This is a genomic window from Streptantibioticus silvisoli (assembly GCF_027947535.2).
Classification (GTDB): domain Bacteria; phylum Actinomycetota; class Actinomycetes; order Streptomycetales; family Streptomycetaceae; genus Streptantibioticus_C; species Streptantibioticus_C silvisoli.
The window spans coordinates 48,771-73,672 of the sequence record NZ_JAAGKO020000016.1; the positions used below are offsets into that span (position 1 = coordinate 48,771).

Annotated in this window: 17 protein-coding genes, 1 tRNA gene, 3 pseudogenes and 1 CRISPR repeat array; of the genes and pseudogenes, 13 read left to right on the top strand and 8 right to left on the bottom strand. The window is 72.3% G+C overall.

What is annotated here, in order from left to right; all coding sequences use genetic code 11:
* Positions 1-364 precede the first annotated feature (364 nt).
* Together POF43_RS13245 and phoP are read left to right on the top strand one after the other, a co-directional pair.
* On the top strand, positions 365-2,041 hold the full coding sequence (locus POF43_RS13245; protein ID WP_372515990.1) for a sensor histidine kinase: 1,677 nt from the start codon (positions 365-367) through the stop codon (positions 2,039-2,041).
* A gap of 5 nt (positions 2,042-2,046) precedes the next feature.
* Positions 2,047-2,718: a two-component system response regulator PhoP gene (phoP, locus tag POF43_RS13250; RefSeq protein WP_500692301.1), complete on the top strand. Its 672-nt coding sequence runs from the start codon at positions 2,047-2,049 to the stop codon at positions 2,716-2,718.
* Between the two features lie 354 nt (positions 2,719-3,072).
* Here phoP and POF43_RS13255 read toward each other — a convergent pair whose 3' ends face one another.
* Positions 3,073-3,795 (bottom strand): copper chaperone PCu(A)C domain-containing protein, encoded by a 723-nt coding sequence (locus POF43_RS13255; protein WP_271325797.1) that lies wholly within the window; start codon positions 3,793-3,795, stop codon positions 3,073-3,075.
* A 1,547-nt stretch (positions 3,796-5,342) separates the two neighbouring features.
* Here POF43_RS13255 and POF43_RS13260 point away from each other — a divergent pair.
* The 7 genes from POF43_RS13260 (at position 5,343) to POF43_RS13290 (ending at position 13,104) form a co-directional block, all read left to right on the top strand.
* Positions 5,343-5,825 carry a CarD family transcriptional regulator gene (locus POF43_RS13260; RefSeq protein WP_014143233.1) on the top strand — a complete coding sequence of 161 codons (483 nt, stop codon included), beginning with the start codon at positions 5,343-5,345 and terminating at the stop codon, positions 5,823-5,825.
* Positions 5,826-6,434: 609 nt separating this feature from the next.
* A complete protein-coding gene (gene ispD, locus POF43_RS13265) occupies positions 6,435-7,187 on the top strand; it encodes a 2-C-methyl-D-erythritol 4-phosphate cytidylyltransferase (protein WP_271316108.1) in 753 nt (250 codons plus the stop codon).
* 247 nt (positions 7,188-7,434) lie between these two features.
* A complete protein-coding gene (gene ispF, locus POF43_RS13270) occupies positions 7,435-7,905 on the top strand; it encodes a 2-C-methyl-D-erythritol 2,4-cyclodiphosphate synthase (RefSeq protein ID WP_372515991.1) in 471 nt (156 codons plus the stop codon).
* A gap of 142 nt (positions 7,906-8,047) precedes the next feature.
* On the top strand, positions 8,048-8,452 hold the full coding sequence (locus POF43_RS13275) for a PPOX class F420-dependent oxidoreductase (protein ID WP_271316104.1): 405 nt from the start codon (positions 8,048-8,050) through the stop codon (positions 8,450-8,452).
* A 155-nt stretch (positions 8,453-8,607) separates the two neighbouring features.
* Positions 8,608-10,005 (top strand): cysteine--tRNA ligase, encoded by a 1,398-nt coding sequence (cysS, locus tag POF43_RS13280; protein WP_271316105.1) that lies wholly within the window; start codon positions 8,608-8,610, stop codon positions 10,003-10,005.
* A gap of 126 nt (positions 10,006-10,131) precedes the next feature.
* Positions 10,132-11,103, top strand: a complete 972-nt coding sequence (gene rlmB / locus POF43_RS13285; protein WP_271324265.1) for a 23S rRNA (guanosine(2251)-2'-O)-methyltransferase RlmB — start codon at positions 10,132-10,134, stop codon at positions 11,101-11,103.
* A gap of 261 nt (positions 11,104-11,364) precedes the next feature.
* Positions 11,365-13,104: a DoxX family protein gene (locus tag POF43_RS13290; protein WP_271324264.1), complete on the top strand. Its 1,740-nt coding sequence runs from the start codon at positions 11,365-11,367 to the stop codon at positions 13,102-13,104.
* A 658-nt stretch (positions 13,105-13,762) separates the two neighbouring features.
* On the opposite strand, the gene POF43_RS13295 is transcribed toward POF43_RS13290, so the two are convergent.
* The 3 genes and pseudogenes from POF43_RS13295 to POF43_RS13305 all read right to left on the bottom strand — a co-directional run bounded on the left by POF43_RS13295 (position 13,763) and on the right by POF43_RS13305 (position 16,494).
* The gene (locus POF43_RS13295; protein ID WP_271315048.1) at positions 13,763-14,488 is read right to left on the bottom strand and encodes a nucleotidyltransferase family protein; all 726 of its coding nucleotides are present in this window, start codon (positions 14,486-14,488) and stop codon (positions 13,763-13,765) included.
* A gap of 190 nt (positions 14,489-14,678) precedes the next feature.
* A pseudogene (locus POF43_RS13300) lies at positions 14,679-15,074 on the bottom strand (hypothetical protein); the annotation flags it as partial.
* Positions 15,075-15,375: 301 nt separating this feature from the next.
* The gene (locus tag POF43_RS13305; protein ID WP_271315047.1) at positions 15,376-16,494 is read right to left on the bottom strand and encodes an ABC transporter ATP-binding protein; all 1,119 of its coding nucleotides are present in this window, start codon (positions 16,492-16,494) and stop codon (positions 15,376-15,378) included.
* Between the two features lie 357 nt (positions 16,495-16,851).
* Between POF43_RS13305 and POF43_RS13310 the strand changes: the two genes are divergently transcribed.
* A tRNA-Thr gene (locus POF43_RS13310) sits at positions 16,852-16,925 on the top strand.
* 78 nt (positions 16,926-17,003) lie between these two features.
* Here POF43_RS13310 and POF43_RS13315 read toward each other — a convergent pair.
* Positions 17,004-17,165 (bottom strand): annotated as a pseudogene (locus tag POF43_RS13315) (site-specific integrase); the annotation flags it as partial.
* A 439-nt stretch (positions 17,166-17,604) separates the two neighbouring features.
* Positions 17,605-18,060: direct repeats of the CRISPR family, unit length 29 nt; unit sequence GGGACCACCCCCGCATGCGCGGGGACCAC.
* 1,367 nt (positions 18,061-19,427) lie between these two features.
* On the opposite strand from POF43_RS13315, the gene POF43_RS13320 reads away from it, so the two are divergent.
* Positions 19,428-19,715: a hypothetical protein gene (locus POF43_RS13320; RefSeq protein ID WP_271323911.1), complete on the top strand. Its 288-nt coding sequence runs from the start codon at positions 19,428-19,430 to the stop codon at positions 19,713-19,715.
* A 76-nt stretch (positions 19,716-19,791) separates the two neighbouring features.
* Positions 19,792-20,313, top strand: coding sequence for a GNAT family N-acetyltransferase (locus POF43_RS13325; protein ID WP_271323910.1), 522 nt, complete (start codon positions 19,792-19,794; stop codon positions 20,311-20,313).
* 71 nt (positions 20,314-20,384) lie between these two features.
* Here POF43_RS13325 and POF43_RS13330 read toward each other — a convergent pair whose 3' ends face one another.
* On the bottom strand, positions 20,385-21,035 hold the full coding sequence (locus tag POF43_RS13330; protein ID WP_271323912.1) for a hypothetical protein: 651 nt from the start codon (positions 21,033-21,035) through the stop codon (positions 20,385-20,387).
* A gap of 735 nt (positions 21,036-21,770) precedes the next feature.
* A pseudogene (locus tag POF43_RS13335) lies at positions 21,771-22,013 on the bottom strand (helix-turn-helix domain-containing protein); the annotation flags it as partial.
* A 124-nt stretch (positions 22,014-22,137) separates the two neighbouring features.
* Here POF43_RS13335 and POF43_RS13340 point away from each other — a divergent pair.
* Entirely contained in the window at positions 22,138-22,944 is an 807-nt protein-coding gene (locus POF43_RS13340) for a DUF4232 domain-containing protein (RefSeq protein ID WP_282704565.1), read from the top strand.
* Between the two features lie 856 nt (positions 22,945-23,800).
* On the opposite strand, the gene POF43_RS13345 is transcribed toward POF43_RS13340, so the two are convergent.
* Positions 23,801-24,268, bottom strand: a complete 468-nt coding sequence (locus POF43_RS13345) for a PaaI family thioesterase (RefSeq protein WP_271317952.1) — start codon at positions 24,266-24,268, stop codon at positions 23,801-23,803.
* Positions 24,269-24,902: the final 634 nt, after the last annotated feature.

A 24,902-nucleotide genomic window follows, 5' to 3' on the forward strand; every position in this document is an offset into this window, starting at 1 on the left:
ACGGCGGAACGAGGTCCGTGACCGGTGGTCCGTGGCCCGCATCCGTCATCCGTCATCGGTGGTGGTGGTCGTCGTTGGCGTCATGGCGGCATGACGCCGGTCCGGCGGCGGGCAACGGTCCCGGCGGGACGCAAGACGCCCTTCACCTGCCGTTACGACGGCGGAAACCGTTCCGTCGCCCGCCTGCGGGGCGGTGCGTGCGCAGCCGTGTCCCGCCACGTTCCACCCTGCGGTGCCCAGCGGTCCGGTGCCGGTCATCCGGAGTGAACCGCACGCGACACCGTGGTGAACTCTTGGCGACGAGTGTCCGGGAGCACGTCGGCAGCACTGTGGGCCCGGCGGTCGACCCGCTTAGCCTGTCGGCATGGACCTGAACGCCGCTGTGGCCGCAGTCAGCGCGATAGCCGGTGCGTGCACCGGTGGCGTCGCGATGCTCGCGTTCCGCTGGAGCGAACGGGAGCAGACCCGGGAGACCGGCACCGCCGCAGGTCACGACAGTGCGCTGCCGCCCGGCGTGGACACCGTGCTGTCGGTGCTGCGCTCGTCGGCCGTCGTGCTGGACGAGGCCGACCGCGTGGTCAAGGCCAGCTCGGCCGCGTACGCGCTCGGGCTGGTGCGCGGCGGCCGGCTCGCGGTGGAGCAGATGCTCCAGATGGCCCGGGAGACCCGGCGCGACGGCGAGATACGGCAGGGCGAGCTGGACCTGCCGACCCGCAGCGGGCGCGGCGAACCGCTCGCGGTCTCCGCCCGGGTCGCGCCGCTCGGCTCCCGCCTGGTGCTGCTGCTGGTGGAGGACCTCACCGAGGCCCGCCGCATCGAAGCGGTGCGCCGGGACTTCGTCGCCAACGTCAGCCACGAGCTGAAGACCCCGGTCGGCGCGCTGTCGCTGCTGTCGGAGGCGGTGATGGACGCCAGCGACGATCCGGAGGCGGTCATCCGGTTCGCCGGCCGCATGCAGCACGAGGCGACCCGGCTGACCAGCCTGGTCCAGGAGATCATCGACCTGTCCCGGGTGCAGAACGACGACCCGCTGGTGGACGCCGAGGCGGTCGACGTCGACGACCTGATCGCCGAGGCGGTCGACCGCTGCCGCCATCCGGCCAACTCCAAGCACATCAGCATCGTGGTGCCGGAGTGCCCCGGACTGTTCGTCTGGGGACACCGCGGCCAGCTCGCCGCGGCGCTCGGCAACCTGGTGGAGAACGCCGTCAACTACAGTCCCGCCCACACCCGGGTCGGGCTGGCCGGCCGCCGGGTCCGCGAGGCGGGCGGCGATCTCGTCGAGATCTCCGTCACGGACCAGGGCACCGGCATCTCCCAGACCGACCGGGAACGGATCTTCGAACGCTTCTACCGCGTCGACCCGGCCCGCTCCCGCGCCACCGGCGGCACCGGCCTGGGCCTGTCCATCGTCAAGCACGTGGCCGCCTCCCACGGCGGAGAGGTCACCGTCTGGAGCGCGGAGGGCCAGGGCTCCACCTTCACCCTCCGCCTCCCGGAAGCGGCCCGCCGCACCCCGGAGCAGCCCGCGCCCGGGACCTCCTCCGCCGGTTCGCCGGTCGCTCCGGCCTCCGGTGGTCCGTCGGCGGTTTCGGCCTCCGGCGGTTCGCCGGTCGCTCCGGCCTCCGACGGTCCCGCGGTGGATTCCGCCACCGGTGGTTCCACTGTCGCTTCCGCCTCCGGTGCGGTCGCTTCCGCCTCCGGTGGTCCCGCGGTCGCGGGGGGTTCAGGTCCGGCGGTCGCCACGGCTTCGGGCGACCCGACGTCCACCACGGCCCCTTTCGCCTCGGCCGCCTCGGCCGCCCCCGTAACCACCCCCGCCCCGGCAACGGCTCGGGCAACGGCCCCGGCGCCTGCGGTGGCCACCGCCGTCCCCGCCCCCGTAACCGCCTCCACCTCTGCCTCCGCCTCCGCCTCCGCAACGATCCCGGCGCACGCGTCGCTCGCGGAACCCTCCGCGAACCCGCACGCCGGTCACCAGTCCCCCGACGGCCTCGCCGTCGTTCCCGTGCCACCCCCTGCCCCGGAGGTCCTCCCGTGACCCGAGTGCTCGTCGTCGAGGACGAGGAATCGTTCAGCGACGCGCTGTCGTACATGCTCCGCAAGGAGGGCTTCGAGGTCGCCGTCGCGACCACCGGCCCCGACGGACTGGACGAGTTCGAGCGCAACGGCGCCGACCTGGTGCTGCTCGACCTGATGCTGCCCGGCCTGCCCGGCACCGAGGTGTGCCGCCAGCTGCGCAACCGTTCCAACGTGCCGGTGATCATGGTCACCGCGAAGGACAGCGAGATCGACAAGGTCGTCGGCCTGGAGATCGGCGCCGACGACTACGTGACCAAGCCGTTCTCGTCCCGGGAGCTGGTGGCCCGTATCCGTGCCGTCCTCCGCCGCCAGGGCGAGCCGGAGGAGACCACGACCGCCGCCCTGGAGGCCGGCCCGGTCCGGATGGACGTCGACCGGCACGTGGTCACCGTCTCCGGCGGCAAGGTCGACCTGCCGCTGAAGGAGTTCGACCTGCTGGAGATGCTGCTGCGCAACGCGGGCCGCGTCCTGACCCGCATGCAGCTCATCGACCGGGTCTGGGGCGCCGACTACGTGGGCGACACCAAGACGCTCGATGTCCACGTCAAGCGGCTGCGCGCCAAGATCGAGCCGGACCCGGGCGCCCCGCGCTACCTGGTGACGGTCCGCGGCCTGGGGTACAAGTTCGAGCCCTGAGCCCGGCCCGGCGGGGCCACCGCGGACGTTCGTTCACCGTCCGGGTACGGGTGTGCGGACGTACGTATACGTACGTCCGGGTGCGAATGCGTCGACCCCGCCCGTAAGACATGTCTTATGACACTCGTACGACATCTCGTAGGACAAGCAGACGGCCGGTGCGCGGGAATTCCGCACACCGGCCGTCTGTCGCTGCGTTGCCCCGAAGGGACGACCTCCGAAAGGGCGACCCCTCGAAGAATGACCTCCGAAGGTGATGATCCTGAGGGATCGGGCCGACGGAGGAATCAGGCCACGGGGATGGCCGGAAGCCCGGAGCCCGCCAGGGCCCCGGAGCGGCCGGTCACCGCAGGGTCAGGCCTTGGGGGATTTCGAGCTGACCGGGAGTTCGGACTGCGCGCCCTTGCCCGGCTTGGCGCCGGCCTTGCTCGGCTTGGCGGTCACCGTGCCGGGCTTGCCCGCCTTGGCGGTGGTGCTGGCCGACGGGGCACCGGAGACGGCGCCGGCCGGGGCGCTCGCCGAACCGGACGGCAGGGTCGACGGCAGCGCGGCGGTGGACGGCGTCGCCTCGACGCTCGGGCCGTAGGGCGCGAAGTAGTGCTCGGCCGGTACGACGGCGGGGTCGACGGTGACCTGGCCGGTGCTGCTGAAGTCCAGCACCGCCTTCTGAAATCCGCCGACGTCGAGGCCCTGGCTGCCGGACAGCTCGGCGACGGGGTTGCCCTTGCCGCCCAGCGCGACGGAGCCGTTCGCCGGGATGGTGATCGGACCGGCCTTGCCGTCCGCACCGGTGAGCTTGGCCTGAGCGGCCGAGCCCTGGACGGTGATCGACGTCAGCTGTTGGGCGGAGGTGCTGTTGTTGAACACCCGCCCGGTGAAGACGGCCGCTCCCGAGCCCTGCGGCTCGGTGATGATGAAGGCGTTCTGGATCTCGATGTCGCCGACCGTGGTCGCGACGGAGTCCGGCTTGACCTCCAGCGACTGCGGGTCCTGGCCGACACCGCATGCGGCTGCGAGCGGAGCGATCGAAAGGGTGATAACAGCGGCGATGACGCCGCGTCGAAGGCTGCTGCTCACGGCGGCGGCATCTCCTAGGACGACAAGGGATCTTCCAGCGCGCTTAGGTTACCGACCCGTTGATCCCGCCCCGCACCGGGCCACCCCTTAAGGACGCGAACGCCGGTCCGCCTCACCCGTGCGGGCTCCGCGCCCCGCCCGGTCCGCCGTCCGGCCCGTTTCGCCCACCCCCGCCGCCACCTGCGCGGTAACGGTCCGCCCGCACCACCCGGGCCCCTTTCCCCCGCACTTTCCCCCGAACGGGTCCAGCCCGGCACGCATACGGCGTCCCGTGCCGGGTACGGGCGTGTCGGTGCCGCGCCGGACCACTTCCGGTACGGCACCGGACCGGCGACGACCGCACCGCCACGGATGTGGCCCACGCGTGTGACAGGGCGTGGGCGCGATTCCGGCGGGACGGTGGTCGGCGGCCGGTCCCCGCAGCGGTGCCGGTGTCGGTACCCGGGCCTGTGGGGGTTCGGGGGCGGCATCGGTGCCCGTGTCCGCAGAGGCTCCGCCGATGGCGGCGCCCGTGCCTGCTTCGGTGCCCGTGCGGTTACCCGTGGCTGCGCCGGTGCCGGTGGCTGCGCCGGTCGGCGGCTTCCGTCCGCGCCCGCGCCTGCCGGGCGGTGCCTGCGGCTGCGTGGGCCCCTGGCGGGCTTGTGGAGGGCTCCTGGGCTCCTCGGCGTCGGTCGGCGCGGAATCCGTCCGTCGGGCGCGGGACGCCCCGCGTACGCCTCCGGGTGAGCCGGCGGGTGCGCGGACTCCGGCCCGCGTACGCCTGCGGGTGCGCCTCCGGGTGCGCGGACTCCGGCCCGCGTACCGCCCCGGCCCGCCCCTCCTCCGCTTCCGCCTCTCGCGTGACCGCGCGCATCCGGACCGCCCGCACCCGGACCGCTCGCACCCGGCCCGCCCGCACCCCCTCTCCCGCGCCCCGCGCGTCCCGGACCGCTTCGCCCTCCGCGATCAGCTTCCGCCTCCCGCCTCCACCCCTCCCGTCCTGCGTCCCACCTCCCACCCCCCTCGCGTTCAGACACCGTCCGATCACCGCGTTTCGTGAAGACCTGCGGCGACCCCCAGCGGGATCGGCAAGATCAATTCGGGGAGTTCCGGTGAACTCGCCGATCGTTCTCGTCTCTCGGTGACTGCTGATGATCACTTCTGCCGATAATCTGAAACTGTCCGAATATCGATCACTCGTCTGAGTGGTAATTCGTGATTTCATGCGGGGGGTTCCGCGCCGGGTCCGCCCCGGTCGGCCGGAACGGGCGGAGGCCGCCGGTGATCGTTGCCCGGATCTCCGAACGGAGTAGCGGAAGCTCCCGAGTCTCCGCGTGGCAAACCGGGAGGAAACGCCGCGCCGTCCCGCCGGCTCCCCGGCGCGCGGGTCGGTTTCGCGGCGCCCGCGCAGGCACTCCGACCTGCGAATTCCCCCTGGACAAGCGGGGCTCCAGCACGATACGGCTGCACTTGTCAAGCCCCGAGATATGCCCTGACCTGCGAAAACGCCATTCAGATGAGGGCGTTCCCGTGTTACCCTGGATAGCCACGGAAGGGGTACCTGTCACATGACGTTCAAGGTTGGCGACACCGTGGTCTATCCCCATCACGGGGCCGCGCTGATCGAGGCTATCGAAACTCGCCAGATCAAAGGCGTGGACAAGACCTACTTGGTGCTCAAGGTCGCCCAAGGCGACTTGACGGTGCGCGTACCCGCTGACAATGCGGAGTTCGTCGGCGTGCGCGACGTGGTCGGTCAAGAAGGGCTGGACCGGGTCTTCGAGGTGCTGCGCGCGCCGTACACCGAGGAGCCGACGAACTGGTCGCGTCGTTACAAGGCGAATCTGGAGAAGCTTGCCTCCGGAGACGTCATCAAGGTCGCCGAGGTCGTACGTGACCTGTGGCGTCGTGAGCGGGAGCGCGGACTGTCCGCAGGCGAGAAGCGCATGCTCGCCAAGGCCCGCCAGATCCTCGTGAGTGAGCTGGCTCTCGCCGAGAACACCAACGAGGACAAGGCCGAGGCGCTGCTCGACGAGGTTCTCGCCTCCTGACCGCGCGACTGCCCCGCTCCCACCGAACGCCTCCGGGCGCTCGGGGAGCGCCGCTCTCGCACCGTTGTCGCATCACGTCGTCGTTGATCGACTGATCCATTGATCGTTTGGTCAACCGGTCGTTTGATCAACTGATGATGTTGGTCGATTACGTGATCGCGCACTATTCAGGACGGCTCCGATCCGCCGTCCGACCCCGGGACCTCGCGGTCCCCGCACGGCACGCACGCGTCCGCAGCCGGACGGCGTCGCGGGATGCCCTGACGCGATATTGCCGAGGTGCCCGGCCCACACCGGGCACCTCGGCATGTTCGCGTGTACGCACCTCGGCATGTTCGTGTGTACCGGGTGCACCGCCGGGGCGCCTGGACCGGTGGGGGAACGCCTGCTGTCGGTCTGCCTGTCACCAGCGGTGCCGCCGTCGTTCACCTGTCACATGAAACGTTGTTGCGGACACCACACATTCGTGTGGCACGGTTGGCTCGTCCGCCGCATCGCACAGCCGGTGTGCCGGGCCCGAGCAGTTCCCCCAAGGCTTCACGGAAGGGGCCTGAGGGGTGTCCTGCCCGGCACGTTGAGGCGATACCCAATTCGGCCAAGGACACAAACCTGACTACCACACCCCAGTCCGCGGGACATGTCGTCGCCGCGGTCATCCCAGCGGCCGGACGCGGTGTGCGGCTCGGCCCCGGCGCGCCGAAGGCGTTGCGCGGCCTCGGCGGCGTCCCGATCCTCGTGCACGCGGTCCGGGCGATGCTGCGGGCCCGCGCGGTGGGACTCGTCGTCGTGGTCGCCCCGGCGGACGACGTCGCCGGAGTCCGCTCCCTGCTCGACAGCCACGGCCTGCCGGAGTCCAAGGAGATAAGGGTCGTCGCGGGCGGGGAGACCCGTCAGGAGTCGGTACGCCTGGGGCTCGCCGCGCTGCCCGCCGAGGTCGACACGGTCCTGGTGCACGACGCCGCCCGCCCGCTGGTGCCGGTGGACACCGTCGAGGCGGTGGCCGCGGCGGTCCGCGCCGGCGCCCCCGCGGTCGTGCCGGCGTTGCCGCTCGCCGACACCGTCAAGGAAGTCACCCCCGGTCCGCCAGGTTCACCCGAACCGGTGGTCGGCACGCCGGAACGCGCCCGGCTGCGCGCGGTGCAGACCCCGCAGGGCTTCCGGCGTGACGTGCTCACCGAGGCGCACGAGAAGATCGCCGCCGAGGGCGAGGGCGCCACCGACGACGCCGGCATGGTCGAACGGCTCGGCGTCCCGGTGGTCGTCGTCCCCGGCCACGAGGAGGCCTTCAAGGTCACCCGGCCGCTCGACCTCGTCCTCGCCGAAGCCGTTCTCGCACGCCGAAGGGCCTCCGATGTCTTCTGACGATCCGATGACCACACCGCCAGCGACCTCCCCGGTGCCGGCGGATTCCGCGTCGCCCGCCGCTTCCCCGGCACCGGTGCATTCCGCCGGGGCCGCCGCTTCCCCGGTGCCGGCGGATTCCGCAGGGGGCGCCCCTGAACCGGCCCCCGCGGAAGCCACCTCCGCGGAAGCCACCTCCGCCTCCGCCGCGCCGGCCGCCGCCGTTCCGCCGCCGTTCCCCCTTCCGCGGGTCGGCGTCGGTACCGACGTGCACGCGTTCGAGCCGGGCCGGGAGCTGTGGGTGGCCGGGCTGCACTGGCCGGACGCCGGGGCGGGGCTGGCCGGGCACTCCGACGCCGACGTCGCCGCGCACGCCGCGTGCGACGCGCTGTTCTCGGCGGCCGGCGTCGGCGACCTCGGCCAGCACTTCGGCACCGACCGCCCGCAGTGGGCCGGCGCGTCCGGCGTCACGCTGCTGGCGGAGGCGGCCCGGATCGTGCGGGCGGCCGGGTTCGGCATCGGCAACGTCGCCGTCCAGGTCATCGGGGTCCGGCCCAAGATCGGCAAGCGGCGCGACGAGGCGCAGCAGGTGCTGTCGCGGGCCGTCGGCGCCCCGGTGTCGGTCTCCGGCACCACCACCGACGGCCTGGGCCTGACCGGCCGGGCCGAAGGCGTTGCCGCGATCGCCACCGCGTTGGTCTGGTCGGCGGCCCCGGCAGCCGCTGAAGGCGCCCGCTGACGCCGGTCGGCCGGGCCGGAGCGGGCGTCCGGGACCCGCGCCGGCGACCGCGGGTGTGAAGTAGCGCCGCACCGGAGGATCGCCGGCCGCGACGCGGGTACGGATACCGGTTGTAGGCATCGTCCACGTGGAGGGAACCACCATGGCGGCAGTACTGTCCGACGAACTGAAGAGCGTCCTCGACGGCCCGGTGTTCGCGACGATCGCGACCATCCAGCCCGACGGGAGCCCGCAGCTGTCCGTCGTCTGGGTGGACCGCGACGGTGACGACGTGCTGTTCTCCACCACCGTCGACCGCCGCAAGGAGCGCAACCTGCGTCGCGATCCCCGGGTCTCCCTCATGGTCAACCCGGCCGACAACCCGTACACCTACGCCGAGATCCGCGGCACGGCCACGCTCGTCACCGAAGGCGCCGACCAGCTGATCGACCGGCTGTCGCACAAGTACACCGGCAAGGACTACGCCGACTTCAACCCGTCCTCCCGCGAGGACGGCGCCCGGGTCGTCGTGCGGATCTCCGCGCGCAAGGTCGTCGGTCTGCTCTGAGCGCCGCGTTCACCCGGTAATGACCGCCCTCCCGGTGGCCGGTCATTACCGGGGTACGGCTGCGGCACACCTGGGGCACGCCAGGGGGAAGAATCCGCCTCCCATGGCCGAAAAACGTCACGGGGCACCTGGCGGCGCCCACTACCCTTGGTCCCGTGACTATTCGCCTGTACGACACCGGTGCGCGCCAGGTACGTGACTTCTCCCCGCTTGTGCCGGGCTGCGTCTCGATCTACCTGTGCGGTGCCACCGTGCAGGCCGCCCCGCACATCGGCCACATCCGTTCGGGGCTGAACTTCGACATCCTGCGCCGCTGGTTCACCTACCGCGGCTACGACGTCACCCTGCTGCGCAACGTCACCGACATCGACGACAAGATCATCGCGAAGGCGGCGGAGCAGAACCGCCCGTGGTGGGCCATCGGTTACGAGAACGAGCGGGCGTTCGACGCCGCCTACACCGCGCTCGGCTGCCTGCCGCCGACCGTGGAACCGCGGGCCACCGGCCACGTGCCGGAGATGATCGAGATGATGCGCGAGCTCATCGACCGCGGCCACGCCTATGCCGCCGAGGGCAACGTGTACTTCGACGTGCACTCCTACCCCGACTACCTCGCGCTGTCGCACCAGGAGCTGGACAACCTGCGCCAGCCCGAGGGCGACGCGGACGCCGGCAAGAGAAACGCCCGCGACTTCGCGCTGTGGAAGTCCGCCCGGCCCGGCGAGCCGAGCTGGCAGACCCCGTGGGGAGCGGGCCGTCCCGGCTGGCACCTGGAGTGCTCGGCGATGGCCCACAAGTACCTCGGCACCGCCTTCGACATCCACGGCGGCGGCATCGACCTGATCTTCCCGCACCACGAGAACGAGATCGCCCAGGCCCGCGGTGTCGGCGACGAGTTCGCCCGTTACTGGGTGCACAACGCGTGGGTCACCATGAGCGGCGAGAAGATGAGCAAGTCGCTCGGCAACTCCGTGCTGGTCTCCGAGATGGTCCAGCGCTGGCGGCCGATCGTGCTGCGGTACTACCTGGGCGGCCCGCACTACCGGTCGACCATCGAGTACAGCGAGGAGGCCCTGCGCGAGGCCGAGGCCGCGTTCGCCCGGATCGAGGGCTTCGTGCAGCGGGTCACCGAGCTGAACGGCGAACCCGTCGCGCCGGCCGGTGAGGTGCCGCCCGCGTTCGCCGAGGTGATGGACGACGACCTCGGCGTCCCGCAGGCGCTCGCCGTCGTGCACACCACCGTCCGGCAGGGCAACTCGGCGCTCACCGCGGACGACAAGGAGACCGCGGTGGCACGTTGCGCCGAGGTCCGTGCGATGCTCGGGGTACTGGGTCTCGACCCGCTCGACGCGCGCTGGACCGGTCCGTCCCGTGGCGACGATCTGCACGGCGTGGTCGACTCGCTGGTCAGGATGGTGCTGGAACAGCGCCAGGCGGCCCGGGCCCGCAAGGACTACGCGGCCGCCGACGCGCTGCGCGACCAGCTCAACCAGTCCGGGCTGGAGATCGAGGACACCCCGGCCGGACCCCGCTGGTCGCTCGGCTCGCGCTGACCGGCCGCCGCGACGGGTACCGCCGACCCCTCACCGGGCCGGCGGATCGCGGCATTCAATGCGTTCATCTGTTGATACGAGAAGTGCTTGACGCAAGTGCTTGACGAGAAGTGAAGGTGCCCCATCATGGCCGGGAACAGCCAGCGGCGTAACCGCCGCACCACGTCCAAGAAGGGGCCCCAGGTCGGCAGTGGCGGACAGCGCCGCCGCGGCCTGGAGGGCAAGGGCCCGACCCCGCCCGCCGAGGCTCGCAAGGGCCACGCCAAGCAGCGGGCCGCCAACGCCAAGTCCAAGCGCGCCGCCGCCCCGCAGCGCCGCGCCGCCGGCGGCCGCGGTGGCAAGTCCGCCTCCGAACTCGTCGTCGGCCGCAACTCGGTGCTCGAGGCGCTGCGCGCCGAGATCCCCAGCACCGCGGTGTACGTCCAGCAGTACATCGACAGCGACGACCGGGTCCGCGAGGCCATCAAGCTCGCCACCGAGCGCGGCATCCCGCTGATGGAGGCCCCGCGCCCCGAGCTGGACCGGATGACCAACGGGATCAACCACCAGGGCCTGGCCCTGCAGATCCCGCCGTACGAGTACGCGCATCCCGAGGACCTGACCGCCGACGCGGCCGACGCCGGCGAGGACCCGCTGGTCGTGATCCTCGACGGCGTCACCGACCCCCGCAACCTCGGCGCGGTCGTGCGGTCCGTCGCGGCGTTCGGCGGCCACGGCGTCGTCGTCCCCGAGCGCCGCGCGGCCGGTATGACGGCCGGCGCCTGGAAGACCTCGGCCGGCGCTGCCGCCCGCGTCTCCGTCGCCCGGGCCACCAACCTCACCCGCACTCTTGAGGCGTACCAGAAGGAGGGCCTGACCGTCGTCGGCCTGGCCGCCGACGGCGAGGGCGAACTGTACGACCTCGAAGCCCTGTCGGGCCCGGTCGTCATCGTGGTCGGCAGCGAGGGCAAGGGCCTGTCCCGCCTGGTCGGCGAGACCTGCGACGTGCGGGTCCGCATCCCCATGCCGGGTGGCGCCGAGTCCCTCAACGCCGGTGTCGCCGCCGGAATCGTGCTCTATGAGGCGTCCCGCCGCCGTACGCGTCCCGCGAACGGCTGACGTACCGGTGCGGCCGTGGCGACGGCCGGCGTACGAACCGCCCGCCGCGCCGCCGCACGTGTACGTACGCCTCCGCCTCCGTGCACGTGCCGGACGTATACGTGCGCTTGCGTACACCTGCGCCTGGTGACCGCCGTTCGCCGCACGTGTACGTAAGCCACGGACCCGGGGCCCGTCAAGACTCCCTTTCGGGGATCTTGACGGGTCTCGGACATTTCGCCTACCGCCAGGCAGTGTCCTATTCGGGTGTCACTCGGTTAGATGAGTGTGGACACCAGAACACCCCGGTCCCCATCGGGGGGACGGACGCCCGGGTTCGACGAGGACGTACTGAACACCGTGCGAGTCCTGAGCGACCCGGCCCAGGTCATCGTCAACCACGCGAGCTTCCGGGTGAGGCTCGGCGGGAGCGCGCCCCCGCCGCGCTTCGGCGTGGACGACGTCACCGTGATGCCGGTCCTCCCCACCTCCGTACGCTCCGGCGCCGAGGCCCGCACCCGGCGGCGCCGTGCCGCGCCGGTCGTGTGGTCCGGGCACAGCCGGCCCGGCGACCCGGGCGCCACCCAGCTGCTCCAGGCGGTGCGCGGTGCCGGCGCGACGCAACTGCTGCCCCGCGTCACCGAGAAGCTGCTCGCCGAGGAGATCGACGACGGCATGCCCCCGGTACGGCCCGCCGTGGTCGCGCCCCGGTCGCCGGTCCTCGGCGGCGCCCCGCCGGCCGAACCGTTCAGCCTGCCCCGCCCGGCCCGCGGCGTCCCCGCCGACGTGCCGGCCCCCGCCGCGTACGACCCGTTCGACGACACGCAGGACGGGACCTACGACATCGGCCCGGGCCGCGACGGCCGGTTCGACGACGGCCGCGACGGCTACGGGCGGGGCAGCGACCGGGTCCGGCGCGAACGCCGCCGCAGCGACCCGGTGCGGCACGCCTGGTACCCCGGCCGCCGGATGAACCTCGGCGTGGTACTGCTGCCGCTGCGCGTCTTCCTGGGCTTCATCTGCGTATACGCGGGCCTGGGCAAGCTGTGCGACCCGGTGTACTTCGACGGCGGACAGCGCGGCTCGATGGTGCACTGGCTGGCGGCACTGCACCCCTGGTCGGTCGCCGAACCGCTGCGGTCGGCCGCGCTGAGCCACCCGGTCGGCGCCGGCCTGACGGTCGCGTTCCTCCAGGTCGTGGTCGGCGTGCTGACCGTCATGGGCCTGTGGCAGCGGATCGCCGCGGTCCTGGGCGCGCTGCTGTCGGTGGCGCTGCTGGTCACGGTCAGCTGGCGCACGGCCCCGGTCTACGACGCGCCCGACATCATCTACCTGGCCGCCTGGAGCCCGCTGGTCATCGCCGGCGCCCCGGTCTACTCGATCGACTCCAAGCTGGCCGGCGAGGCGTGGCGGCGGCTCGGCCCGCGCGCCCCGCTGTGGCAGCTGCGCCGGTACGTGGTGCGGCGCGGCGTGGTGGTGGCGACGTTCGTCGCGGGCGGCGCGCTGGTGATCGGCGCGCTGTTCGGCAGCGCGGTCCGGGCCTCCTCCTCGCACGTGGAGTCCCCGGCGGCCCCGACCGACCTGCCCACCAACAGCCTCCCCGGCTCGCCGTACCCGCAGGCGCCCGGCACCGGTCCCTCCGCCTCGCAGGACCCCCTCACCCGCGGTCTGCCGCGCGGTGCGAAGTCCGCGACGCCCGGCGCGAGTTCGTCCGCCAAGCCGTCCGCCCCGCCGGCGTCCGCGGCGCCCGGCGTCCGGCACACCGGCGGACTGCCCGGTTCGCGGGCGGTGCCGACCCAGCAGCAGACGGTCCAGGCGCCGCGCCCGCAGGCGCCCCCCGTACACACCGTGCCGCCCGCCCCCGAACCGTCCACCGGCGGTTCGTCCTCCAGCGGTTCCACCGGCTCCACCGGCTCGCTCGGCGGCCTGCTCGGCATCAAGCCGTCCTCCGGCTACCTGCTCGGCATGCGCGGCGACGACCACCGCCCCGCCGGCTCACGGGCTCCCGGTGGGGCCGCCTGACGCGGACCGCTTCACCGGCAACGACAGCCGCGCCCCCTGAGGTTGCTCAGGGGGCGCGGTCGTTGTGTGGGGTGGTTTGCGGGGGTGGGGTGGGGGCTTCAGCGGTGGGGGTGGTCGGCGGTGCGGGGTGCGGGGACGGCGGTGCGGGTGTTCGGCGGTGCGTGTTTGGGGGCGCCGGTGCGGGGGCCTGCGGGAGGGGAGTTCGACGGTGCGGGTGTTCGGGGTGCGGGGCTCGGCGGTGCGGGGGCGGCGGTGCGGTCTGCGCCGGGTGCGATCGGCGCCGGTGCGGGGGCTTTCGGTGCGCGGGCGGTCAGCGGAGCCCCCTCCGGTGCGGGTGCCGGCGGTGCTCCGGCGTCGGCGTCGGGCGGTGACTCCGACGGCGGGGTGGTGCCGACGGTGTCAGGGGTGCCCGGTGTTGCCTGCGGGGCCTCGCCGACGGAGGGGCCTGTGGGGCTGCTGTGCGGTGCCTGTGCGGGCTGCGGAGGGTCGGGCGTACGTCGGGAGCCCCCGAGGGCGTTGCGCGGCTGTGCGGGCGCGCTGGGGCGTTGCCGACGGGCGGGTGGGTGTCCGGTGGCCCGGCGCGCGGCCGTACGGGTCGGCCGCGAGCGGGTGGACGCCGGATGGGGCCGGGCGACCGGCCGCGAGGGCGGACCCGGCGTCAGCCGGCGAGTTCGCGGGCGGCCTCGGTGAGGTCCTTGGCGGTGTCGATGGCCCGCCAGTACGACCCCTGCGGCAGCCGGAAGCCCGCGAGGCGCCGCGTGCGGGCGAGTTGGGGGAACGTGGTGCGTTCGTGGTCGCCGCGGTCCGGCAGCAGGGCGGTGAACTCCGGGCCGAAGACGTAGACGCCCGCGTTGATCAGGTACGGGGAGGGCGGCGCCTCGATGAAGTCCAGCACGTGGCCGAACTCGTTGGTCTCCACCGCGCCCCAGGGCATGTTGGGGCGGGCCAGCGCGAGGGTGGCCGAGGCGCCGCGTTCGGCGTGGAAGGCGGACATCGCGCGCAGTGAGAAGCGCGTCCAGATGTCACCGTTGGTCGCGTACCAGGGCTCGTCGGCCCGGGGCAGCGAGGCGGCGGCGTACTTCAGGCCGCCGCCGCGGCCGAGGGGTTCGGTCTCCACGACGGTGGTCGCGCGCAGCGGCAGGTCGGTGGACTCCAGCCAGTCCTGGAGCACGTCCGCGAGATGGCCGCACGAGATGACGACGTCGGTGACGCCTTCCTCGGCGAGCCAGTCGAGTTGGTGGCCGATGATCGGGATGCCCGTTCCGGGGATCTCGACCATCGGCTTGGGACGGTCGTCGGTGTACGGCCGCAGCCGTGAGCCCTGGCCACCTGCCAGAACCACGGCCTGCGTGATGGGGGCGGTGTGATGGTCACCTGTGGTCATGGTCCGCACGATACGTCGTCACCCTCAGCCGGGTGATCCGACCCCGCAGGGGTATCGACGTGGTGCGGACCGACCCGCGTCAGTTGGTGGCCGACGAGCCGCCGCCGAACCCGGTCTCCGGACCGTCGGTGTCGTCGGAATAGGTGCCGCTGGAGTCCGCCGCGCCGCCGTCGGCCGTCCCGGCGGTCGAGGCGACCCCGGTGGCGAACGACGTGTCGCACACCGGCCGCGCGAACGACTGGGCGCGCTGCGGGCCGTACTTGGCGACCGCCGCCCGCCCGAGCGCACGGGCGATGTCGCCGCAGTAACGCGCCAGCGTCGGCTGCTGGGCGGTCTGCGACTGGAGGTCGGTGAGCGCGACCGACGGGTTGCGCTCCTGGAGCTCCGCGAGGAGCCGGCGGCGCAGTACGTCCTGCGGGGCCCTGGAGGGCTCCGTACCGCGCTTGGAGGAGGCGGTGAGCACCTGGGCCTCGGTCGGGGCCGCCGACCAGGGCACGCGGGCGACCGCGAGCGTCCCGGACAGGACGAGGACGACCGGGAGGACCATTGCGAATGTCTTGCCGAAACGGCGGGCTGCCTGGTTCACGTCCGTGATGGTAGCGAGGAGTGATGGTTTGACAACATTTCGTCACCCTTACGAGGGAGCCATGTCGCCGGTTCGAGGGGCCTGGGTTGACGGCCAACCGGTCCACCGCGGCGGTCCGTTGCCTAAGGCCCGGCCGCGCCCCGCCGTGTGGGGACCGCAACGCGAACGGCCGCCCGCCGGGGAGGGCGGGCGGCCGTTGTGCCGCTGTACGTCACGCGTGAGGCGTGACGCGTACGTCGTTGACGCGCGCGTGACGTGATAGAGGCATCGTGACGTATACGTCACGATGGCCGGGTGGGCCTCAGTCGCTGAGACGCTCGCCGGTGGAGGTGGAGAAGACGTGGGTCTCGCCACCGCGCGGGACGACGTGCAGGACGTCACCCTTCAGCGGGACCGAGCGGCCGCCGACGCGGACCACGATGTCGACCTGCGAGCCCGCGACCTCCGCGGAGCCGTAGACGTAACCGTCCGCGCCCAGTTCCTCGACCACGTTGACGGTGACGGCCACGCCGGCCGGCGCGTCCTTGGAGACCGACTTGGCCTCGCCGTCGGCGATCTCGAAGTGCTCGGGGCGGACGCCGACGGTGACGGTCTTGTCGCCGCTGTCGGAGGCGGCCTTGAGCGCCTCGCGGTTGACCGGCACGACCGAGTTGCCGAAGGTGACGCCGCCGTCGGTGATCGGGACCTCGACCAGGTTCATGGCCGGGGAGCCGATGAAGCCGGCGACGAAGAGGTTGGCCGGGCGGTCGTACATGTTGCGCGGCGAGTCGACCTGCTGGAGCAGACCGTCCTTGAGCACCGCGACCCGGTCGCCCATGGTCATGGCCTCGACCTGGTCGTGGGTGACGTAGACCGTGGTGGTGCCCAGACGGCGCTGGAGGCTCGCGATCTGGGTACGGGTCTGGACACGCAGCTTGGCGTCCAGGTTGGACAGCGGCTCGTCCATGAGGAAGACCTGCGGCTCACGCACGATCGCGCGGCCCATCGCGACACGCTGACGCTGACCGCCGGAGAGCGCCTTCGGCTTGCGGCTCAGGTACTCGGTGAGGTCGAGGATCTTCGCGGCCTCTTCGACCCGCTGGCGGATCTCGGCCTTGTTGACGCCGGCGATCTTCAGGGCGAAGCCCATGTTGTCGGCGACGGTCATGTGCGGGTACAGCGCGTAGTTCTGGAACACCATCGCGATGTCCCGGTCCTTCGGCGGCAGGTGCGTGACGTCGCGGTCGCCGATGCGGATCGCACCGTCGTTGACGTCCTCGAGGCCGGCCAGCATGCGCAGGCTGGTCGACTTGCCGCAGCCCGACGGGCCGACGAGGACGAGGAATTCACCGTCCGCGATGTCGATGTTCAGCTTGTCGACCGCGGGGCGATCCCCTCCGGGGTAGATACGCGTCGCCTGGTCGAACGTGACAGTAGCCATGGTGCGTGGTCCCTCCACCGGCAGGAACGTGCCGGACGATCCGAGTAAAGGCCCACCCCGGGCACACCCCGCGCCGCCTGAGCGTCGCGATCCGCACCCCGGTGAGGTTTCTGGTTCGGTCCACCGAAGTGAACTTTCCGTGACGCTACCCCCCACGCCTCCGCTTGTCAGCATGCGGTAGGGCACAGATTTGCATCTCAGACGCCCGGAGGACCGCTCCGCGGGGGTGCGTGGGGCGTCCGGCGGTTTGGCCCGCCCGGCGGCCCGGCGGCACTCGGGAAACCCGCCGGTGGCGCGCGCCGACGCTTGGTACCCTTCGGAAGGCCCACGACCGCGTCCCACCCCGGTCCGGGCCACGCCTCCTTAGCTCAGCTGGCCAGAGCACCGCTCTTGTAAAGCGGGGGTCGTCGGTTCGAACCCGACAGGGGGCTCTGTGTGTGACCAGCACCAATGCCCCCACGATCATGGATCGTGGGGGCATTGACGGCAGTACTTGACGGCAGCCGCGCTTACCGGCGCCGCTTGAGGAGCCGGTCCATGTGGCTCATCGCCTCCCGGCGGTTGCCGTCGCTGACGTGGGTGTAGATGTTCATGGTCACCGCGATCTGCGAGTGGCCCAGGATCTCCATGACCGTCCGGGGCGCGACGCCGGCCGCGAAGAGCAGCGGCGCGTCCGGCGCGCGACTGGTCGCAGTTGGACGCGGTGAGGGCTCTACGGGCCCACGCGCCGGCGGAGCTGCCGTCCGATGAAAGCATGGTGCGGCAGTGGAAGCGCTGGGAGTCCGGCTCTGTGCCTGGCGAGTTCTAGAAGCCGATCATCGCGGCCACCTTCGGCACAGTCACTCACGCACTGTTTCCGGAGCCTGGACGCAGGAAGAGCGGTAAGGAGATTCTCGCTGCAAGCGGCATGGAGACGCCCGAAATCGTCAGCCGCCTGAACAGGTCCGACGTGAACAACGCCACCCTGGACGCCCTCCGCATTACGACCGATCGCCTCTGTTCGGAATACCCGTACATGCCGAGCGGCCAACTGCTTATCGAGGGGCGCCAGTGGCTGAGGCGCGTCGTCGAACTCCACTCCAAGAGCCGGGCGGGGAAGCCGTCGGGGACGGGACCACCCCCGCATGCGCGGGGACCACCGGGCATGGTGCGTGGCGGGGCTGACGCGAAGGGGACCACCCCCGCATGCGCGGGGACCACTTCCAGGGCGTACAGCGGTGCGTCAAGGAGTCGGGACCACCTCCGCATGCGCGGGGACCACACGGCACCAGTGAGGCTTCCGCGGAAAGCACGGGGACCACCCCCGCATGCGCGGGGACCACCTGGCCCCCAGCATCGCGGAGGTGGACCGGATGGGACCACCCCCGCATGCGCGGGGACCACAGCGCACAGAGCCGCCTCGGCAACCCGGTCACGGGACCACCCCCGTATGCGCGGGGACCACCCTGGGCCGACGAGGCACTGGGCTATGTACCCGGGACCACCCCCGTATGCGCGGGGACCACGGCCCGTCCGCCAGGGCGGCGTCCATCACCTGGGGACCACCCCCGTATGCGCGGGGACCACAGGAGCTGACCTGCGACTTCACGGAGTCCGAGCGCGGTTTTTACTCACTTTGCCATTGGGCGACATCGCGCACATAGGGAACATGTCGCGGGTCTCCCGCGGATTCCCCATGCTTGCTCTGCCTGTTCGCACTCGTCCATCGTCATGGTCACAACACGCTCTGCGTGCTGGACTCGGGCGAGCATAGTGGCCGAGCGAGAGCGTGAGGGGGGAGACGCCGTCTCCTGTATTCCTGCTGGCTCGCACGCGCAGAAAGCGGTTTACAGGCGACACGACGCCCAAGCGCGTCGTGCGGACGGAAGACTTGGTGTCTTCTCCTCCTACCGGTATCCGGCGATGGGACTGGGCTGGCCCTGTCCAACCGCCACCGTCGGCTCTGCATCCGTCCGTGTGACGGCGATTCCTGACCGGCAACGTCTTCGGACGTTGCGACACGTCGGCGGACCGTAATGTGCATGCTTCTGTCCTACTCGGTGGTCCTGGGCTGGCACGGGCGTCCCTTGGGGGAGCTTGTGAAGCGGGGGGCGTCGAACCCGACAGGGGGCTCTTTGCATACCCAGCGGAGAAGCCCCGGATCGGACGACGGTTCGGGGCTTCTCGGTGTGTGTGGCTTTCACCGGTGGCATCGACGGCGACGGCTGAGGGGTCCCTCTTGTGCGGACGGGCCATCGCCACGCCTCCGTCCATCACCATCGGGCACCGGCGCCGCAATCCTGGCCCGCGCCGTTCGCGAGTACGTCACCCACGACTGCCGCTCGTTCGTCCGGGCCGCCAAATCCGCCGTCCCCGACCAGCCCGCCTCCCCGACGCCCGGCGCAGCTGCCCGCGTGGCGACCGAATCCGTTCGCGGACGGTCGACCGGCCGGCTCCCGGTGCGGTGCAGACCCGGTGCGCTGCCCCGGCCATGCCGGTCTGGGCGGGGCCTACGCGGCGACGTTGACGACGTTGCGGGAGCGGTGGTTGGCGGACGGGGAGAGCTCTGTGGCCCAGGCGCGCTCAGCGGCGGTTTGGGCGGGGGGATGAAGTGGTCATGGCGGGGTGGCGAACGGTCGGACAGCTGGCCGGAGTGAGCGTTGCGGCGTCCTGCTGGGTCGCCCTGGTGGATCACTTGCTCTGGCACCAGTCGTGGCGGGGCTCCTGGGCGCACGGGATCGGGACGGGCGCCGTGGGCTTCGCTGCCGGCCTCCTGGTGGGGTTGGTCCTGCGGTTGAGGCGTTGACGTCCTCGTCGGGCCCGTACGGGCTGGGCAACGTTTCGTCGCCGGTGGACACGCGGGTGAGCGCCGGATGCGCCTCCGGGGGATACTCCCTGCGGGCATCGACGGCCCATGCGGTGCTGGTGGTGCGGCTGTTCATCGGAGGGGTGCCATGAAGGTGACGGTTCCCGGCTCCGCTGGCCAGGAGCACGCGGCCGCCGCCATCAGCGACTTCGGGCCGGCCTGCGGAGCGGAGTACCCCCTGGGCGTCGAACCGAGAGGCGTCGAACCGAGAGGCGTCGAACCGATGGGCGTCGAACCGATGGGCGTCGAACCGATCGCGTTCGCCCGGCAGCGGTGGCGGGTCGCCGACGCGTTCCGGCTCGTCGCCCTCACCCGCGGCGGCGTCCACTTCGAACGCGGCCACCTCGTCGAACGCCCCGGGGCGGTCACCGCGTGAGCGTCCTCACCTTCACCCCTTCCGGCTACCGCTTCCGACGCGGCCACCTCGTCGAACTTCCCGAGGAGGGCACGGCGTGAGCGTCCTCGTGGCCCAGGTCATCGGCACCGGGCGGCTCGACCTGGTGCCGCTGCGTGTCGGGCACGCTGACGAGATGGCTGCGGTGCTGGCCGATCCGGGGCTGCACACCTACATCGGCGGTGCCCCGGACACCCCGCGAACCCTGCGCTCGCGCTACCGGCGCCTCACCGCGGGCTCTCCCGATCCGGACGTTTCCTGGCTGAACTGGGTGATCCGGCTCCGTGACACGTCCTGCCTGACGGGTACGGTCCAGGCGACGGTCGGCCCCGCCGGCCACGGCCTCGTCGCCGAGGTCGCCTGGGTGGTGGGGACGCCGTGGCAGGGCCGGGGCATCGCCACCGAGGCGGCCCGGGGGCTCGTGGACTGGCTCGGCCGGCAGCCGGTGCACACCGTCATCGCCCACATCCACCCCGGACATCGGGCGTCCGCCGCCGTCGCCACCGCCGCCGGGCTCGCACCCACCGACGAGTGGCACGACGGCGAGATCCGATGGCGCCGGAACCTTCAAGGGCGATGACGTCAACGGTCGACCGGCCTTGACCGTCACCCCGTCGGACTCTCGCTCCCCGGACTCGGTGAGGCGCCCCCTCACCCCGAGCCGTCGGATCCCGCCGCCGACGGCTGGGCCGTGCCTTGGGGGGCTTTGGGGATGGGGATCCAGGCGGTGCTGGTGTAGTAGTACAACGGGTCGCCCTTCAGGCCGACCGTGCGGAACGGGTGCCCGTGGTCGTCGATCCGCAGGGTGCCCTGCCGGGTGCCGCTGCTCCAGACGAGGTCCAGGTACCAGCTGACGTCGTGGTCCAGGGTGTGCGCGTCGACGTCGAGGACCTCGGCGTCGTTCGCCGAGACCTGGAGCGGGAAGTCGACCGCGGGTTCGCGGTCGCCGCCGTCGAAGCCGGACACGGAACGGGCCCGGGGCGCGGTCGCGTCGAGGTCGACGGCGAACGACGCGGGGGCGAGCCCGCCCCCGCAGCCGGCCGAGAGCGTGTAGCCGTTCCCCGCCGGCGCGGTGGTGCTGCCGACCACCGTCACGTAGAGGGTGTGCAGCACGACCGGTTCGCCGGGCCGGCTCTGCACGGTCAGCTGCAGCCGCAGGTCCTGCGCCGGGACACCGCCGAGCGCCGCCGCCCACGCGTCCGTCTGCTGCGGCGGCGGCAGCGGCGGAACCCGCCCGGGCGGCTGCTGGAGCAGGTACCACTGGTCGCACTGCGTGTCCCAGTTGTCGGCCAGGACCGTCACCTGAAGCGGTGGCTTCCCGCTGTCCGGGACCGGCGGGGCCACCGGAGTGCGGCCAACCGTGCCGGCCGTGTCCGGCGGCGTGCTCGCGGACGCCGAGGCCCCCGCGACGGCCGTACGGTCCGGCGACCCCCCGGACGGCGACGGCCGCGCCGTCGACCCCGCTCCCGGGAGCGGTGGTACGGACAGGGCGCGCGGGCGCTGCCCCCCGTGGAACGCCGCCAGCCCCAGCGGCAGCCCGACGGCGAGCACGGCGGCCGCCGCCAGGACCACGAGGCCGGTGCGGCGCCGGAACCGGAGGAGTGCCCGCCCGTGCCGGAACCGGAGGAGTGCCCGACCGCGCCCGAGCCGGAGAACTGGCCGACCGTGCCGGAACCGGTGGGGTGCTTGACGCGGGGGAGTCGGCGGTACGTCAACGGGAGGCGGCAGAGCGGCAGTCGGGTCGCCCTCGGCCGCCGCGGCGGTCCCCGCGGTCCGGGTGGTGCCGGTGGAAACCGGCGACGCGGCGGTCGGGCTGCCCTCGGCCGATGCGGGCGCCCCCTCCGGTGCACCGGCGCCCGACGCCCCCTCCGGTGAGTCGCTCCCCGTTGCCGCCGGGGCTCCCGGGACCGGCGCCCCCTCCGGTGAGCCGGCCGCAGGCTCCCCCTCCGGCGAACCGGCAAGCCCCGCGCCGCGGTTGGGGCCGAGGCGCCGGGCGGCTTCCGCGAGGAGCCAGAGTTGATGGAGCGCCACCAGCTCCTCCGCGCCCGCCCCGCACTGCCGCGCGAACCGCTCCACCGGGGCGTACTCCGCGGGGACCGCGGCGCCGTTGCAGTAGCGGTGCAGCGTCGAGGTGCTGACGTGCAGACGGGCCGCGAGCGTTCCGTAGCTGCGCCCCGACCGTTCCTTGAGGAAACGCAGCCGCTCCGCGAACTCGTCGACGTGCGTGCTCATTCCACCATCAGCCCCGTTCCGGCCCGGCGTTCCAGCCTTCAACACCATCGCAGGTCACCGGGCCCGGCACCATTCCAGCGTCCCGGACTGTCGCTGGACTGTGGCATTCGGAACGGGAGGAGGCGCAGCCTCGGTGTCATCCCGGTCCTCCATCGTGAACGAAGGCCTCGCCATGCACGTCAAATCCGTTCTGTCCTCCGCCACGGCCCTGCTCGCCGGCGCCGTCGTGCTCACCGCGTGCGGCCCCGGCACGAGCCCCCCGTCGGCGGGCTCCTCGTCCGCGCGTCCCTCCTTCGCCTCCTCCGCCCCGGCCCGGAGCGAGCGGCCGGCGCCGCCGAGCCCGTCCACCGCCCGGTCCGCCGCTCCGTCCGCCGTCCCCTCCGGCCCCGCGTCCCCCGCGACCGCCTCCGTACCCGTCGCGACCCCGACACCGGCCGGGGGAACCGGCGGGACCGGCGCCGGCGCGTCCGGCGGTGCGAAGGGGGGCCAGGGCGGCGACGCCACCAGCGACACCTACGCCTACTACCACCCCTGCACCAGCGCGCAGCTCTCCGTCCGCCTGGTCCGCGGGGAGACCGCCACACAGCGGCTCATCGAGGTGCGCAACCTCGGTACGCGCTCCTGCGGCCTCAGTTACTACCCGCGGGTCACCCTCTACAACGGGGACTCCGCGACCGGCGACCCCTTCGTCGAGCCGGAGGTCCCCGACGGCCTCGGCGGCCCGCCCGCCACCCCGGTGTACGCCGGCCGAACCGCGTACGCCGACCTCGACCTCGACCCCAGCGGCGACACCCGGCACGCGGACCCCATGATCAACACGATGAACGTGCTCCCCGACGGCACGCACATGAGCAGCCGCTACACCCGGATCTTCCGGCTCGGCGCTGCCGACCGCGTGCTCGACCCGAAGCTCGGCCTGTACGAGACGAGCATCACGGCCGCGGACGAATCCCTCCACGGTGTGGGCCCGACATCCTGACGCCGGCAGGCCGCGGATTTCCCTCCGCTCCAGCGAGGCCGCCGGCTTCGCACCACCTGGGGACTGAGCATTCCGGCGACCGTCCCCTGCCCGCCTCCTGCGTACCAGGGCGGAAGGCGTAACAGGGCAGGGGCGGCGCTCAAGGACGGGCATCGGGGAAAGCGCTCGGGGAAGTCGGCGGGGAATCGGTCTGGGAATCAGCCGGGGGAATCGGTCCGGGAGAGAGGAATCCACCCGGGACCGTCGTTCGGGGCGAGGCATGACCGACCGGCCGCACGTTCGGCAGGCCCCGCACGGCAATCGGTCCGCAGCCGCGCAACCTTCGCGCCGCCGCCCCGCCCGAACGTACCGACATCATCCGGCTCCGAAACGCCAGACCCCGCCCCGCCGGATCAACGCACCGGCAACCCGGCACCGCACATCAGCGCGCCGTAATCAGCGCATCGCAACCCGGCGCCGCAATCGCCGTACCGGAATCCGACGCACCGGCAACCATCGCTCCCGCAATCCGGCGCAACGCAATCCGGCGCAACACGATCCCGTGCCCCCGTCGGCGTCCCTCCCCGCAATCCGCCGTACCGCCACCCCGCGACCCTGGCGCCGTCCCGATATTCCTCCCGCAATACCCCCGCCCCACCCCGCGCCCCCGAACGAACAATCCCCCGACCCCGCCGTCGCAATCCCCCCGGAGCCGGACGGGAAACCGCAACCGTTCGCACCGTTCCACAGCCGTTCGGGCCGTTCCGGAGGAGTGCATCCGCAGCCGTTCAGCCGTTCCGGAGAAGCAGCCCCGCAGCCGTTCGCGCCGTTCCGGAGAAGTAGCCCCGCAGCCGTCACCGCCCCGGCGGAGCCGCTCTCACTCCCGGGGTGGTGACGGTTCCGGGATCGGTGGGATGGCGTAGGTGAGTGTCGCGCTGGCGACCAGCACGTCGTCCGCGTCGAGGAGTTCCGCCAGGACCACGCAGAGGCGGCGGCCGAACTTGGCTGTTCTGGCCCGGACTTGGAGGTCGCCGGGCCTGGGGCGGTTGAGGAAGTTGATCTGGAGCGAGCTGGTCAGCGCCATCAGGGTGGGGCCGAGGCGGGCGTTGATCAGCAGGAAGGCGGCGAGGTCGACCAGGCCGGCCTGTTCGGGGCCGGAGATCGTGCCGCCCGGGCGGGTGCGCAGGCGGTTGCCGTCCACCGCCATCGTCAGCGTCCGCCGGTCCACCTCGACCACGCGGCAGGCCGGGTAGTCGGGGAACTGGCCGTCGATCAACTCGTTGAGCCGCTCCGGGCCCATCACGACGTCGACGGTGCCGACCGCCGTACCGGACTCAGTGGACATCTCTTCTGGCCTCGCAGCAGTGTGGTCAGGAGGGACCGCTCGGATCGGGGTCAGCGTATAGGGAATTCGGCGCGTGTCCACGGATTCCGCGGATTCACAGGATTCCGCGGCCGGGCAATCGATGACCGGCGGCGGCCGACTCGTGCCGTGCACGACCCGCCGCCGGTGATCCGGGCGACAATCCGGATCGCGCCAACTTCCGGCCTGATCCGGCGCCTCGTCCCACCGGGGGCGAATCGCATATCCGGGCACGTGGGAGGTGTGATGGCGGTATACGGAACGTGAAGGTCCGGTGGTGGTGGATGGCTGAATGCCGGTCGCGGTGACTGATTCGGGCCTTGTTCGGCCTGAAGTCTTACGCCTACAGTCCGTGACGCCCTACGGATCACATCGAAGCTCCGCAAGGCCGCCCGGGGGGAGCGGCCGTTCTCCGCCGGCCTGCCGAGACGTACCGGACGCCGTGCGTTATGAGTTCATCGCTTCCGCGGGCCTCGCCGACGAGGTCTCGACGTCCCACACGAGCTTCAAGGAAACGTCTGACGCGAGTCCGGCGAAATGTCTGACGCGAGTCCGGCGAAACGTCTGACGCGAGCCTGGTGAAACGTCCGACGCGAACCTTCCGAAGTGTCTCGCT

Bases quoted from the DNA above. Each gene is read 5' to 3' on its own strand.
- POF43_RS13245 (WP_372515990.1), top strand. From the start codon at position 365: ATGGACCTGAACGCCGCTGTGGCCGCAGTCAGCGCGATAGCCGGTGCG.
- rlmB (WP_271324265.1), top strand. From the start codon at position 10,132: ATGGCCGGGAACAGCCAGCGGCGTAACCGCCGCACCACGTCCAAGAAG.
- POF43_RS13340 (WP_282704565.1), top strand. From the start codon at position 22,138: ATGCACGTCAAATCCGTTCTGTCCTCCGCCACGGCCCTGCTCGCCGGC.
- POF43_RS13345 (WP_271317952.1), bottom strand. From the start codon at position 24,268: ATGTCCACTGAGTCCGGTACGGCGGTCGGCACCGTCGACGTCGTGATG.
- POF43_RS13290 (WP_271324264.1), top strand. From the start codon at position 11,365: ATGAGTGTGGACACCAGAACACCCCGGTCCCCATCGGGGGGACGGACG.
- POF43_RS13320 (WP_271323911.1), top strand. From the start codon at position 19,428: ATGAAGGTGACGGTTCCCGGCTCCGCTGGCCAGGAGCACGCGGCCGCC.
- POF43_RS13295 (WP_271315048.1), bottom strand. From the start codon at position 14,488: ATGACCACAGGTGACCATCACACCGCCCCCATCACGCAGGCCGTGGTT.
- POF43_RS13275 (WP_271316104.1), top strand. From the start codon at position 8,048: ATGGCGGCAGTACTGTCCGACGAACTGAAGAGCGTCCTCGACGGCCCG.
- POF43_RS13305 (WP_271315047.1), bottom strand. From the start codon at position 16,494: ATGGCTACTGTCACGTTCGACCAGGCGACGCGTATCTACCCCGGAGGG.
- POF43_RS13260 (WP_014143233.1), top strand. From the start codon at position 5,343: ATGACGTTCAAGGTTGGCGACACCGTGGTCTATCCCCATCACGGGGCC.